The organism is Acinetobacter sp. F9 (assembly GCF_019195275.1).
GTDB lineage: Bacteria > Pseudomonadota > Gammaproteobacteria > Pseudomonadales > Moraxellaceae > Acinetobacter > Acinetobacter pseudolwoffii.
The window spans coordinates 2,479,784-2,493,119 of the sequence record NZ_CP078068.1 but is presented as its reverse complement, the minus strand read 5'-3'; the positions used below and the strand labels follow the sequence as shown (position 1 = coordinate 2,493,119).

General features: G+C 44.7%; 13 protein-coding genes. All 13 read right to left on the bottom strand.

Features of this window, described 5'->3' with window-relative positions:
* Positions 1–28: 28 nt before the first annotated feature.
* The 13 genes from KT990_RS11875 to mazG all read right to left on the bottom strand — a co-directional run bounded on the left by KT990_RS11875 (position 29) and on the right by mazG (position 13,300).
* Entirely contained in the window at positions 29–751 is a 723-nt protein-coding gene (locus tag KT990_RS11875) for a glycosyltransferase (RefSeq protein ID WP_218208831.1), read from the bottom strand.
* A 128-nt stretch (positions 752–879) separates the two neighbouring features.
* Positions 880–1,806, bottom strand: a complete 927-nt coding sequence (locus KT990_RS11870) for a branched-chain amino acid transaminase (protein WP_074384043.1) — start codon at positions 1,804–1,806, stop codon at positions 880–882.
* A gap of 24 nt (positions 1,807–1,830) precedes the next feature.
* Positions 1,831–4,581, bottom strand: a complete 2,751-nt coding sequence (gene glnE / locus KT990_RS11865) for a bifunctional [glutamate--ammonia ligase]-adenylyl-L-tyrosine phosphorylase/[glutamate--ammonia-ligase] adenylyltransferase (protein WP_180075562.1) — start codon at positions 4,579–4,581, stop codon at positions 1,831–1,833.
* Positions 4,582–4,665: 84 nt separating this feature from the next.
* Entirely contained in the window at positions 4,666–5,934 is a 1,269-nt protein-coding gene (locus KT990_RS11860; protein ID WP_005172643.1) for a GAF domain-containing sensor histidine kinase, read from the bottom strand.
* Between the two features lie 704 nt (positions 5,935–6,638).
* On the bottom strand, positions 6,639–7,172 hold the full coding sequence (yjgA, locus tag KT990_RS11855; RefSeq protein ID WP_005172645.1) for a ribosome biogenesis factor YjgA: 534 nt from the start codon (positions 7,170–7,172) through the stop codon (positions 6,639–6,641).
* 2 nt (positions 7,173–7,174) lie between these two features.
* Complete coding sequence (locus tag KT990_RS11850; protein WP_034608740.1) at positions 7,175–7,444, bottom strand: HPr family phosphocarrier protein; 270 nt, start codon at positions 7,442–7,444, stop codon at positions 7,175–7,177.
* A complete protein-coding gene (rapZ, locus tag KT990_RS11845; RefSeq protein ID WP_005172647.1) occupies positions 7,441–8,292 on the bottom strand; it encodes an RNase adapter RapZ in 852 nt (283 codons plus the stop codon). Before rapZ ends, KT990_RS11850 begins: the two co-directional genes overlap by 4 nt.
* A gap of 18 nt (positions 8,293–8,310) precedes the next feature.
* Positions 8,311–9,159: a pantoate--beta-alanine ligase gene (gene panC, locus KT990_RS11840; protein WP_218208830.1), complete on the bottom strand. Its 849-nt coding sequence runs from the start codon at positions 9,157–9,159 to the stop codon at positions 8,311–8,313.
* A 1-nt stretch (position 9,160) separates the two neighbouring features.
* Positions 9,161–9,970, bottom strand: coding sequence for a 3-methyl-2-oxobutanoate hydroxymethyltransferase (panB, locus tag KT990_RS11835; RefSeq protein ID WP_218208829.1), 810 nt, complete (start codon positions 9,968–9,970; stop codon positions 9,161–9,163).
* A 53-nt stretch (positions 9,971–10,023) separates the two neighbouring features.
* Complete coding sequence (gene folK / locus KT990_RS11830; protein ID WP_005172653.1) at positions 10,024–10,509, bottom strand: 2-amino-4-hydroxy-6-hydroxymethyldihydropteridine diphosphokinase; 486 nt, start codon at positions 10,507–10,509, stop codon at positions 10,024–10,026.
* Positions 10,506–11,978, bottom strand: a complete 1,473-nt coding sequence (gene pcnB, locus KT990_RS11825) for a polynucleotide adenylyltransferase PcnB (protein WP_159138480.1) — start codon at positions 11,976–11,978, stop codon at positions 10,506–10,508. The genes folK and pcnB overlap by 4 nt, the downstream gene beginning before the upstream one ends.
* Positions 11,979–12,114: 136 nt before the next feature.
* Complete coding sequence (locus KT990_RS11820) at positions 12,115–12,528, bottom strand: ComEA family DNA-binding protein (protein WP_180051193.1); 414 nt, start codon at positions 12,526–12,528, stop codon at positions 12,115–12,117.
* Positions 12,488–13,300, bottom strand: a complete 813-nt coding sequence (gene mazG / locus KT990_RS11815; RefSeq protein WP_100329225.1) for a nucleoside triphosphate pyrophosphohydrolase — start codon at positions 13,298–13,300, stop codon at positions 12,488–12,490. Before mazG ends, KT990_RS11820 begins: the two co-directional genes overlap by 41 nt.
* Positions 13,301–13,336 lie beyond the last annotated feature (36 nt).

Below are 13,336 nucleotides of genomic sequence, written 5' to 3'. Positions count from 1 at the left end.
GCTGATTCAATCTATCACTCATAAATTACTACTGCCAAGCATCCTTAATCCACTGCGATGGCAACACATAACGATACCATTTCCCGCCACCACCATTCACTGCATCCGGTGGATTAATTTCACCATGGAACACAATAATTTTAGCACCTTCAGGCTTCACTGGGGGCTTGAAATAAGCCATCGGAATTTTTTGCAGGCAATGATATTTATAACTCTTACACCAGCTTTCCGGCCAATAAGTCTGCTTGCCCTCTTTATCTACATACCAAGACAAATAAGCCTGCTCATTACGGAATTTTTGACGGATTTCATCAAAATTTTCACGGAAATACGGTAAAAGTCCCGGAAATGCACCCAGTTTAAAACGATACACCGAACTGTTACCAGTAATCCGCCAAGGACGTTTCCAGTCATGAATAATCAGAAAATCACCCGGATAGCTAAAAAACTCATCGATGTTATCGACAATCACCACATCAAGATCGAGAAATAGCGCATTGCCCTCTAAACCATATAAATCCGGTTCAAAAGTAGACAGCTTATTCCAGCCACGCTCAGGCGCACCTTCAGGCAATGCCAAAGGTGGAATTGGGAAACATTGTACTTCAGAATTAATTCCTTCCGTACGATCCGTCAGACAGACCATTTTGAAATCGACTATTGTATGTCGTTTAACCATGTTGTATAAACGATTGACGTATTCAGAACCGTATTTGGTTCCCCATTTCATACAAATAACGATGTTACTCATTGCGTATGCCTAAGCTCATCTTAAAATCTTCTGGATACCGAATATGATGACATAAGTTCGGCAGAATAAGTATATCCCTTAAAAAAAACCTCTCAAATGAGAGGTTTTTTCAATCAGTAAATTATTACTTATTTCACGTAAGTTAGCCAATGTGCATATTTAGGATCTTTACCCTGAACTGCATCAAAATAAGCTTTTTGGATTTGCGTCGTGATTGGGCCACGGACACCTTCACCAATTTGACGGTCATCATATTCACGGATTGGTGTCACTTCCGCAGCAGTACCGGTAAAGAACGCTTCATCGGCAATATAGAATTCATCACGGGTAATACGGCGTTCAACCACGTCATAACCCAAGTCTTTGGCAATGGTAATAATGGTTTGACGGGTAATACCATCCAGCGCACCACCGGCAATATCAGGGGTATGAATTACACCGTCAGTCACCAGGAATACGTTTTCGCCTGACCCCTGGCATACATAGCCTTGTGGATCGAGCAACATGGCTTCATCATAACCCGAATGCGCGACTTCCTGATGCGCCAGAATCGACAGCGTGTAGTTCCCAGATGCTTTGGCTTTACACATGGTCACGTTTGGATGATGGTGGGTAAATGATGAAGTTTTCACGCGAATACCCTTCGCCATGGCTTCTTCACCCAAGTAAGCACCCCAGCTCCATGCCGCAACCACAGCATGAATCGTGTTATCAGTTGCAGCAATACCCAGTTTTTCAGAACCAATAAAAAGGATTGGACGTAAATAGCAAGATGCCAGTTTATTTTCACGCACCACATCAATTTGCGCTTGTTCTAATGTTGCATGATCAAATGGAACTTTCATTTGATAAATTTTTGCAGAATTCAACAAACGCTTGGTATGTTCTTTTAGACGGAAAATAGCCGTTCCATTCGGAGTTTCATAAGCTCGGACGCCTTCAAACACACCCATGCTGTAATGCAAAGTATGGGTTAATACGTGGGTTTTCGCCTCACGCCAGTCAACCAGTTGTCCATCTTGCCAAATAAAACCATCACGATCAGCCAAATTCATGCCACAAACTCCAATTTTTCACAATTATTCACTATCCAGCGCAAAGCTTGCACTTGGATCAATTAGTCTTTGCCATAACTTGCAAACGGTCATTCGGGTATCGTGCCAGTCGCTTGCAGACACTTGCATGGATTGATTTGCAAGGGCTAAGCGGTGGCTCTCGGCGCGTTCACTGAGATAAGCTTGAATCAGAGCAGTCGCATCGTCGCTGGATAAGCAACCTGATTTTGCGGTATCCTCAAGAATTCTTACATTGTCGGAGAAATGGGCGAGATCTTTATTCGTCCCACTCCAGGCCAACACCGCATACTGTGCCATAAATTCGATGTCTACGATACCACCTGTATCTTGTTTTAAATGAAAAATTCCATCTTTTTTCTGCGCTTTGGAGGAGCCCAGATGATCCTTCATTTTCTGACGCATTTTTAGTACTTCTGCCCGCACATAATTTTCATCACGAGGCTGAATCAAAATATTACGGCGTAAGATTTCAAATTTTTGTCTTAGGCTTAGCTCACCCGCAATTGGACGCGCGCGCACCAAGGCTTGATGCTCCCATAACCAGGCACTCTTAAGCTGATATTGTTCAAAGGCTTTCAGACTGGTGACCAAAAGGCCTGCTTCACCTGAAGGACGTAAACGGGTATCGACTTCATAGACCCGCCCATCCAGGGTTTGCGTGGTCATCAATGACATGAATTTTTGTGCCACGCGCATGGCAAACTCAAAACCACTAATCGGCTTGAGTCCATCCGTATCGGCCTGTTCTCCCATAAAATGAATAAATACTAAATCCAAGTCCGAGCCATAACCCAGTTCAATGCCACCGACCTTGCCATAACCAATGACCGCAAAGGCAGTATGCTCGATTGAACAGCGCTTGCCTTCGGCATCGAGGGGAAAACCATGCCTTTTGGCCACCATCTGATAGGCCAAATGCAGAGCTGCATTGACAGATACTTCGGCAATATCGGTTAAGGCATCAGAAACTTTCATCAAAGGACTTTCAGCCAGAACATCACTGGCTGCGACGGCCAAGACATTAGATTTTTTAAACAGGCGCAATACCCGCATCTGATCTTCAACCTGATCAATCTCAATACGGAGTAATTGCTGGCGTAAAGAATCTTCCAGATCCTGTCGTTTCGGTAACTCAAAATCCATCGACAGAAACTCATCCAGCAATACCGGATATTGTGAGAGTTCTTCACAAATCCAGGGACTCACCGTGGCCATTTTCACCAGTCGTTGCAGTGCGCCTTTACTTTCAATCAGCATGACCAGATAGACAGTACGGCGCATCACCGACTCAACCAAGGGCATGAGACGCAACAACGCCATTTGCGGCTTGGCAGACTCCAGAATCGCTTCAATCAGATAAGGCCAAAAGGTTTTTAAACGTTGAATCGCCTTGGCCGGTAGCTTTTTCAATGCATGACCATGCCAGAATTCATGAACCAGATTCTTGGCGGCATCATCCAGAACATCGTTGAGCTTCTTTTCCAGCTGGACAAAACTTTCGACCTGGGCTTCCGGTTCATTTTCCTTAATCAGATGCTCAAACTGATAAATGACTTTGGCTCGCTTCTGGTTCAGGACAGTCATAAAATCTGACCAGTCTGCAAAACCTAAGGTCTCTACCATTCGCTGACGTAAATCAGGCTCAGTCGGTAAAGATTGGGTTTGTTGATCGTTTAAGGCCTGAATCGCATGTTCCACCCGGCGCAGGAACAAATAGGCATCTTCCAGATCTTGGACTGCCTGTTCATCCAAGAGTTCAGCATCATCGAGATGGTTCAGATTGACCAGACATTGGCGATCCTGCAATTCAAGTTTGGCTCCACCATAAATCAGCTGAAAGACCTGCACGATAAATTCAACTTCGCGAATACCGCCAGCACCGAGCTTGATATCATCTTCAATATTACGCCGCTGGACTTCACGCTCGATCATGGTTTTCATTTCGCGCATGGCTTCAAAAGCACTGTAATCCACGTATTTACGAAAGACAAAAGGACGGGTCATGTCAAGCAGAGCATCACCTTCCGGACTTGGATTGACAACACGCGCCTTGATCCAAGCGTAGCGCTCCCATTCCCGGCCATGCTGACTTAAGTATTTCTCTAAGGCCACATGACTAATGGCCAGGGCTGAACCATCACCCCAAGGACGCAGGCGCATATCGACCCGGAACACAAAACCATCCGCCGTGATCTGATCCAGCAGGTGAATCAGTTTTTGTCCCCACAGGATGCAAAACTGCTGCACATCGATACATTTGCGCCCATCGGTTTCACCCTGTTCATCGAAGGCAAAAATCAGGTCAATATCACTGGAAAGATTAAGTTCTTGCGCGCCGAGTTTGCCCATAGCGATAACAATAAGATCCTGAACTTTTCCGTTATAAGCAATCGGCTGGCCATACTTGGCAGCAATCGGCATACGGGCAAAATCTTTGGCTGCACAAATACAGGCATCGGCAAAATCGGAGAGTTCTCGGGTGAGGGTAATCACATCGGTCAGTTGATTGGCATCCTGCCAGATCCAGCGAAACATCAGGCGGGCCCGCAGAATACGCATGGCGCGCATCCAGGCGGCTTCATCTATAATATTCAGGATACAGTGCTGCACCAGCTGATCAATATATTCCCGACTGAGTGCAGCCTGAAACTGGTCAATTGCATAATCCTGTTCCAGGAGGCTCTGGTGATTGGCCAATACCTGTTCAGCATATTGGCTTGCTCTTAAGGTTTTTTGCAATTGTGCCGCATTCATCACTCAACTCTTCCCCCGAAACGTTCTGCCTAGTTATAGCAGGAGTTTTGTCTCAGGGGGAGGATTTTAGTTTGAAATTATCTTTTAGGATTTCTCAGCATGCAGATCTTCAAGCACCAGTGCCTGATGATCATTGGTGACCATTGGCAAATGCACCGTAAAGGTCGTACCTCGACCTTCTTTTGAATCCACCGCGATTTGACCATGATTCAGATCAATAAAGCGCTTGCACAATACCAAACCTAAACCAGCACCTTTCTCTTCAGCGGTACCTCGGACACTCACCATCAACGTCGGCTTGAACAGATTCTGTATCTGCTCTTCAGTCATGCCCAGACCGGTATCCTGAATGGTGATTTTAACCTGCTCACCGTCCATTTCTGCCTCTAAAATGACTTTACCGCCTTGATTAACCGGGGTGAATTTCAGCGCATTGGAGACCAGATTCTGCAACACTGAAGTAATCATATTGATATCCGCATGGACTTTAATGTCTTCGGGAATATTGTCAATTAATTCAATTTTTTTATTCAACGCCAGACTGTGCAATACACTGCAGACAATTTTACTGGATTGCTTGAGTTCATAATTAATCGGATGATATACAAAGCGTCCACCCTCAGCCATGGCCCAGGTCAGCAAGCTTTCCAGCAAGTTATAAGTCGATTGTGCATTATCATATAAATAATCCGCGATACTCTGAATACTGGACTCATCCAAGGTATCACGTTCCTGCGCCAGAACTTCGGAAAAGCCCAGCAGGCCATGAAATGGCGCACGCAGATCATGTGCGATGATCTGGAAAAATTTGGTTGTACTAAAGTTTTGTGCACATTGCTGTTCGTATAGTTCTTTCAGCTCAGTATGTTCTTCATTGAGTTGGATTCGAATTACTAAACTTTCAGCAAATTGCTTAACGGTCTCAATATCATCCTGATCAAACCTGTCAGTTTGATCATCAAAAAAAATCACCTGACCTAGCGGCTGACCAGCATTCGCTTTTAAATTAAATGCGACCAGTCGGTGATGCGCCACACCCAGCTCTTTCACATAATTCGACAATTCTGCATAAGCAGGATGAGTCTGGTCGATGACATCTGCCTGTTGCAGATATGTAGGGATGGCAATTTCCTGCGGAGCATGCAAGGCCCGAAAACCGTGCGGACAGCTGTACCAGATATAAGGCTCCATATGGAATCCAATAATACTGGTTTTAACGCCTAGGACTTTACGGGCAACCTTACAGAAGGTGTCTAGTAAATTATTGGAGGTGTAGACGCCTAAAATGAGAGATATACGACATGAGCTTAAAAGCTCCGTATTCTGACCGACCTCTAGCAGTTTTAGTTCCATGTCTGCCTCTCTGAATATGTATGGAATATAGAAAACACTGCCGACCAAATTTATACAATCAATAACAAAGATTCTATATTTACTGAACGCTGAAAACTCACCTATAGGTTAAAGGATTTGTTAATCTGTTTCTATCCAAATACACTCATAACCGCAAGGCACTGATATTTAATTAATTAAGAATAACTTGAAAATTTAATCTTCAAAAAAAGTCTGCTTAAGTATTTGAAACTCAATATCTAAGCTAAAATGAAGCATGTTTATTTGTATTTACTTTAACATACTCTTGACCAAAAAATACTCAGCATCGATTTTTATCCCCTTTTAAATAAAAGTTAATGGTTTTTCAACTATATAGATTTAAATTTCGTTTAAAAAAATAAATTAGATTGGCTTCACTCTCTAATAACGCTCAAAATTCATTTTTTATTTTTAAAAAATACTTAACAATGATCTTGAGTCTCAACTTAAAGTCTCAAAAAAACTGTCTGAAAGATAGCCTTTGAATTGTAAAGAAATTACAGTCTTTAACAAATTAATTGCGAAAATTTTGTGATTTTTTATCACTCAAGCTTACATTAAAAATGGAAATTTCATGCTGAGGACGAATGAATCCAATTCAGGGTATTTTTTACACAAGAAACAGTGCACTTAAGGTAAAGACAAAAAAAAGCAGCCTAAAAAGACCGCTTTTTAACGAAGAATTAATTGTCTGAAATTAACGCCACTTGCTGTACATAGTTAAATAACTTTAACTTAGACGCATTGACCTCTGCTTCAGGTGCCTGATTCTTTAAATCACGATGTACGCGAAGATAATGCTGACGCAAGGTATGACGCTCTGTGGCATTATAGGTTTTGGTAAATTCATTAATGGCCGGGTCACCATCTTTGACAATTCGATCGACCCAACGCTGTAATTGGGCTGTCTTTTTAAGACCTTGCTTTGGTGTTAAATAAGATAAAATCACCGTTTCATTTTCATTGCGCAGTAATTTACCAATACGTGAAAATTGACGGCGACGTGCTTCATGTGAGGTAAATTCCTGTACATCGAGCAATGCTTCAATCAAACGCTCTTCAACAGGCAAGTTTTTAATTTGTTTAGCACTCAACTCAGCCAGCTGTGCACCCAAAGCCGCCATACGCTGGACTGCTTTTTTCTGTTCGGTTTTACTTGCGCGTCCCTCTAAAGAATCAAAATCTTCTTCAGTTAAACTGTTCGGTCGACGTGCCACGATTAATCTGCCTCATAAAATTTTGCTGCAAATAGTGCCTGAATTTCAGATAAGGCTTTGTCCTCATCCGCTCCTTCAATCACCAAGCGTAAAGTTGTTCCTTTGCCCGCACCGAGCATCAGCAAGGACATGATATTTTTTGCATCTACCAGTTTGTCCGTTTTTCCAATCTGGATACTGGAACGAAATTTGGTAGTCACTTCTATAAGTTTACCAGATGCGCGTGCATGTAAACCCAGTTTATTAATTACGTCAACAGTGGTATCAATCATGACCAGTGCTTCATTTCTCGATGGAGGACTTGAATAGACCATTTTGCCTCAAGGGCTTTTTTTAGTCTATCCACAATGTAAACAGAACGATGCTGGCCACCGGTACAGCCAATTGACACAGTCATATAATGACGATGCCCTTCAGAAAAGGTTGGCAACCATTTGTCCAGAAAATGGTAAATATCATTAAACATATCTTCGACCTGATCGCTCTTTTGCAAAAACTCCTGCACCGGTTGATCGAGTCCTGAAAATTTGCGTAATTCCAGTTCCCAATGCGGATTCGGCAAATGCCGGACATCAAAGACATAATCGGCATCCAGTGGAATGCCATGCTTATAACCAAAAGACTGCAAAATCAGGATCAGGTTATCGGTCTGTCCCAACTTGGTCAATAAGGTATGTTTCAGGTCATGCACGCTTTTATCTGTAGTATCAATGTGCACGGTAGAACGCAGCTGGATGGGCATTAGCAGGATTTTTTCTTCCTGAATGCACTCGTTCAGACTCTTAAAGCGCGAAGCTAGAGGATGCGGCCGACGCGAGGCACTAAAGCGCGCAATCAGTTCCTGATCCTGCGTGGTCAGATAGATAATATCGACCGAGCCATGCTGTTGTAGCTGCTCGAACACATGATCAAATTCTTGCAAATCGGCACGGGTACTGCGTACATCGACCCCCAAGGCCAACTGTTCCAGATTGTTCTCACTGTGCAGTTTCGCCACGATTTCGGGAAGCAATGCCAAAGGCAGATTATCAATACAGTAATAACCCAGATCCTCAAGCACCTGCAATGCAGATGATTTACCTGAACCAGATTGTCCCGTGACAATTAAAATGCGCTTCATACATGCTACCCTTTCATCCTATCCGGCAGTGTATTTGACCTGCAGGTTATCGATCAGACGTGTATTACCTATCTTTGCAGCTACAAATAACACAACATCTTGATTAAACGTATGAATTTTTTGTAATTCTGGCGTTCGTGCTTCAACATAGTCTACGACAAACCCGACATCTGTTAAAGTCTGGCGAAGCTCGGCCAATACCGTATCCAGTTCAATCGCAGCATGGAGCTGCTGTTCAGCCTTTTGTAAGCTTTGATAAATGACCGGTGCGATTGCACGATGCTCTTCGCTTAAATAACCATTGCGCGAACTTAAAGCCAGGCCGTCTTCTGCACGGGCAATCGGTACACCAATCACTTCCAGTGGAATATTCAGATCTTGTACAAACTGACGAATGACTGCCAATTGCTGGTAATCTTTCTGGCCAAAGAAGGCGTAATTCGGCTGTACGATGTTAAACAATTTAGTCACCACCACCGCCACACCATCAAAATGACCGGGACGCTGTAAACCACATAAATCATTGGTAATGTCAGAAACACTGATATTGGTCAGACGCGGTTTTTTACCATACATTTGCTCAACCGTCGGCGCAAAAACGATGTCACAACCGACCTCTGCCAAAAGCTGCTGGTCCTGCTCAAGCGTGCGCGGATAGCTGTCAAAATCTTCATTGGGTCCAAACTGGATCGGATTGACAAAGATACTGACCACCACTACATCACACAACTTACGCGCTTCACGCACCAGGTTTAAATGCCCCTGATGCAGATTGCCCATGGTCGGTACAAAACCGATAATCTTGCGACTGGTACGCGCCGGATTTAAGGATGCCGCTAAGCCCTGAATGGTGGTTTCTGTTTTCATCTTACAATTCAACCTGAAAAGTTTGTTCTGGTGCCGGGAAAGATCCATCTAAAACTGCAGCATGATAAGCTTTAAAAGCATCCAGAATGGCAGTAGCACCCGATTGTTCCTGCATAAAATTACGGACAAATTTTGCAGTATGGCCAAAGGTTAAACCCAGCATGTCTTGTACTACCAAGACCTGACCATCAGTGGCTGCGCCTGCACCAATGCCAATCACCGGAATTTGTGGAAACAGTTCCGTGATTTCCTGACCCAATTGTGCCGGTACACATTCCAGCAATAACAGTGCAGCACCTGCTTCAACCACTGCTTTACAGTCTGCAATCAGTTGATCCGCTGCTGCACGGGTACGGGCTTGCAGCTTATAACCGCCAAAGACATGTACCGATTGTGGCGTTAATCCCAAGTGCACACAGACTGGAATACCGTTACGGGTCAGCACCTGCACGGTTTCTGCCAGCCATGCACCGCCTTCCATTTTCACCATTTGCGCACCGGCCTGCATCACGGTTTTGGAACTTTGCAAGGCATCATTTAAGGTGGCATAACTCATAAACGGCAAGTCAGTCATGATAAAGGCATGCTGGTTACCACGGCGTACCGCAGCGGTATGATAGGCCATATCTGCAACAGTCACTGGCAAAGTCGAATCGCGGCCCTGAATTGACATTCCCAAAGAGTCGCCAATCAGAATACTGTCTACTTCTGCAATTTCCATGGCTTTGGCCATACTGGCATCATAGCAAGTCAGACATGAAAATTTGCGTCCATCTGCTTTGAAGCGTCTTAAGTCACTCAGACTGACCATGAAGATGTTCCTCTATGATTGAAGTTCTCGCGAACATACCCATAACTCAAAAATTAAATATTTGCCCAGTTTGTGTCATCGAGTACCGTTAAGGTCGATTGCTTGACGATGTCCAGGTCTTTTAAGGATGTAGCATGAACCTGTATTTCAGCATCAATGTCCAGCAACGGAATGAGTACGAAATCACGCTCTAACACGCCGACATGCGGTACAGTCAGGCGTTGATTCTGTATCTGTTCATCCCCGTAGATCAGCAAGTCCAGATCCAGCGTACGCTCGCCCCAATGACGCAAACGTACCCGACCGGCTTCCTGCTCGAAGGCTTGCAAATAATCCAGCAAGCTTAAAGCTGCCAGATTAGTATTCAACTGCACCACAGCATTCAGATAATTTGGCTGATCCTGTGGCCCCATCGGTGGACTTTGGTAAAGATGCGAGGTTTTTACCTGACCCAATGTCGCCAGTTTCTGTACAGCTTCTGCCAGAATCTGGCGTGAATCGCCGAGGTTACTGCCCAAACCAATATACGTCACGATCATTGTGTTGGCCCAAACACCACCTGGCTTAAATCACGTTGCACCCGCTTACGTTTCATAATCGGATGATCTGCGCCAATTTCACCACTGGCACTGGCTGCCACATGTGACAGGGTTTTCGCCTTGTCTTCAAACTTGGCTTTACGCACCCGGCGGTTACGTGGTTCAGGCTCATTGACTAAAGGCTCAATCTCGGCGAGATCCTGTTGTGCCGTCAGTTTCTGTTCCAGATGTTCTTCTTGAGTGGCCTTACGACGGCTCTTGGCACGCTGACGGTTGTACTGGCTAATGGCCCGTTCTTTCTCGTCACCGCTCATTTGCTGGTAAGCATCCCACCAGCTGCCCATGCCTTGCGCCGTTGCATCGCCTGATTTTTCGCGCAACAGCAAAAAGTCAAATCCGGCACGGAAACGCGCATGACTAGACAAGGCCTCAATTTGTTGCGGTTTTGGATTCAGCAAACGGGTCTGCATTTCCCAGACTTCACGAATGAAAGTCTCGGCGAAGCGAGGAATAATGGTTCGGGTTGCCTGACGTTTCAAAACATCCAGACCCGCTTGGGCACGTGCTTCTGCTGCGACCACGCCTTTATTCAGATAAAACTCACAACGCTCGAGGAATGGCTGCCATAACAGTACCGCGTAGAAAAATGCAGGATTGATGGTCTTGCCAATCGAAATACGCTGATCGGTATTTTTCGCGGCACGCTCCATAAACGGCGTGATTTCAGCTTTGATATCGGCGAACAGCTGATGCCAGATTCCGAAATCAATCAGCATGGGCAACACACGATTCAGATGCCCCATGGTGAATAACTTTTGTGATTCATCATAGAGTCGATGCGGAGAGACATCACGCAGCAGCTGGGTCATTTCCGGGGTAAAGATATCCAAAATTGCTTCATCAATATTGAAATTCAATTTGGCAGCAAAACGTAAGGTACGTAACATCCGCACCGGATCTTCTTCAAATCTTAAGGCCGGATCACCGAGCAAACGTAAAGTTTTGCTGTGAATATCATCTACAGCATTGCAGAAATCCAGCACAATCGCTTTACGCGGCTGGTAATACATTGCATTGATCGAGAAGTCGCGACGGGCAAAATCCTGCTCGATGCTGCCCCAGTTATTATCACGCAGAATCATCCCCGCTGCCGAGGTGACTGCTTTTTTTGGAGGTGCACGGAAGGTGGCCACTTCGACCAGTTCCCGCCCTGAATAGACATGCGCCAGTTCAAAACGCCGTCCGATAATTCGACAACGTCGTCCGAATACTTCCTTGACCTGAGCCGGGGTTGCATTGGTGACTGCATCGAAATCTTTAGGATTCAAACCTAACATCAGATCTCGAACACCACCACCCACGATATAAGCTTCATAGCCTGCCTTATTTAAGGCATCAATCACATCGAGAATATAAGAAGGTAATTGAGCGGTTGATAAACCACATTTTGACGCGCGCAAAGTTTGCAAAAGACGCTGTCTCCTACGTCTGAACGTAAAATTCTAAGATGACGCTAATCATATCGCTTACACGACTAAAGGGCAATTTGATTATGTCAATCCTGCCGCTCAGATTGATTCTGTATTCAGCATCAATTCCGTCTATTCACAACGCGAGTCTGGCCTTGTTTTTGGCAAATAATGCCGGCCCAATGCCTTTGACCAGCTGAATATCTTCAATGCTTTTAAATTTCCCATTTTTCTGCCGGTACTCGACAATGGCTTGGGCTTTCTTTTGTCCCACACCATGCAACTGTTGCAATTGTTCAATATTTGCACTGTTTAAACTAATTCTATCACCCGTCGCTTGTACCGAAAGTGCCGGTTTTGCCAGATAGTGATCTGCTTTAGTCGATGCATTCTGTTGTTTGAGCCGCGCATCATGTTGCTGTTGTCTGGTCTTCCATTCCATATAATCGGTCGCAGTTGCATGTGCAGTTCCAATAGCAATATAGCCTAGCCAGAAACCCAGAAGAAGATTAATCCACGCCGGACCTGTTCGATGTTGTTGTTTGTTCATGCGCCGCTCTTTGTTTTAATTCTAATTTGGCCTGTTCCCAGAGCTGATCCAATTCAGCCAGTGACAAGCGGTCTATATTGAGTTGTTGTTTTTCCGCCTGATGTTCCATCAAGGCAAATCGAGTACGAAACTTATGGATCGTGCCTAATAATGCCATTTCACTCGAGATTCCAAGTTTACGGCCAACATTGACCAGAGAAAATAAGCAGTCACCAAATTCTTCCTGTATTTCATCGGAATTCTGGCTTGCCAAAGCTTCTTTTAACTCGGCCAGCTCTTCTTCTACTTTGTCATATGCCCCAGTGACATCGGGAAAATCAAAGCCGATTTTTGCAACATTTTTCTGGATTTCATCTGCCTGTACCAAGGCCGGTGCATGCTTGACCTCATCTAAACGGGAACGTGGCTTGCCCTGCTTTTCTTGCTGTTTAATTTCTTGCCAGAGCTGAGAGACATCTTCCGGGCTCAATTTTGCAAACTGTTCAGCCTGAAATACATGCGGATGACGGCGGATGAGTTTGTCGCTAATGGCCTGCACCACATCCTGAAAATCAAAAGCGCCCTGCTCGCTGTACATTTGCGACTGGAACACCACCTGTAACAGCAGATCGCCCAGTTCATCGCGAATCTCGTCAACATTTCCAGAACGTACCGCAGCTTCTACTTCATAAGCTTCTTCAATCGCATATTGGGTCAGAGATTCGGGAGTCTGCTGCTGATCCCATGGACATTTTTCACGTAATTCACGCATGATATTAAGCAATTGTTCCACTTTTAAAACCTCTTCTTTACCAAATAGTCGCGTCAA

Coding starts and splice junctions, on each gene's coding strand:
- rapZ (WP_005172647.1), bottom strand. CDS start 8,292: ATGAAGCGCATTTTAATTGTCACGGGACAATCTGGTTCAGGTAAATCA.
- KT990_RS11820 (WP_180051193.1), bottom strand. CDS start 12,528: ATGAACAAACAACAACATCGAACAGGTCCGGCGTGGATTAATCTTCTT.
- KT990_RS11875 (WP_218208831.1), bottom strand. CDS start 751: ATGAGTAACATCGTTATTTGTATGAAATGGGGAACCAAATACGGTTCT.
- glnE (WP_180075562.1), bottom strand. CDS start 4,581: ATGAATGCGGCACAATTGCAAAAAACCTTAAGAGCAAGCCAATATGCT.
- KT990_RS11870 (WP_074384043.1), bottom strand. CDS start 1,806: ATGAATTTGGCTGATCGTGATGGTTTTATTTGGCAAGATGGACAACTG.
- KT990_RS11860 (WP_005172643.1), bottom strand. CDS start 5,934: ATGGAACTAAAACTGCTAGAGGTCGGTCAGAATACGGAGCTTTTAAGC.
- panC (WP_218208830.1), bottom strand. CDS start 9,159: ATGAAAACAGAAACCACCATTCAGGGCTTAGCGGCATCCTTAAATCCG.
- KT990_RS11850 (WP_034608740.1), bottom strand. CDS start 7,444: ATGATTGATACCACTGTTGACGTAATTAATAAACTGGGTTTACATGCA.
- panB (WP_218208829.1), bottom strand. CDS start 9,970: ATGGTCAGTCTGAGTGACTTAAGACGCTTCAAAGCAGATGGACGCAAA.
- folK (WP_005172653.1), bottom strand. CDS start 10,509: ATGATCGTGACGTATATTGGTTTGGGCAGTAACCTCGGCGATTCACGC.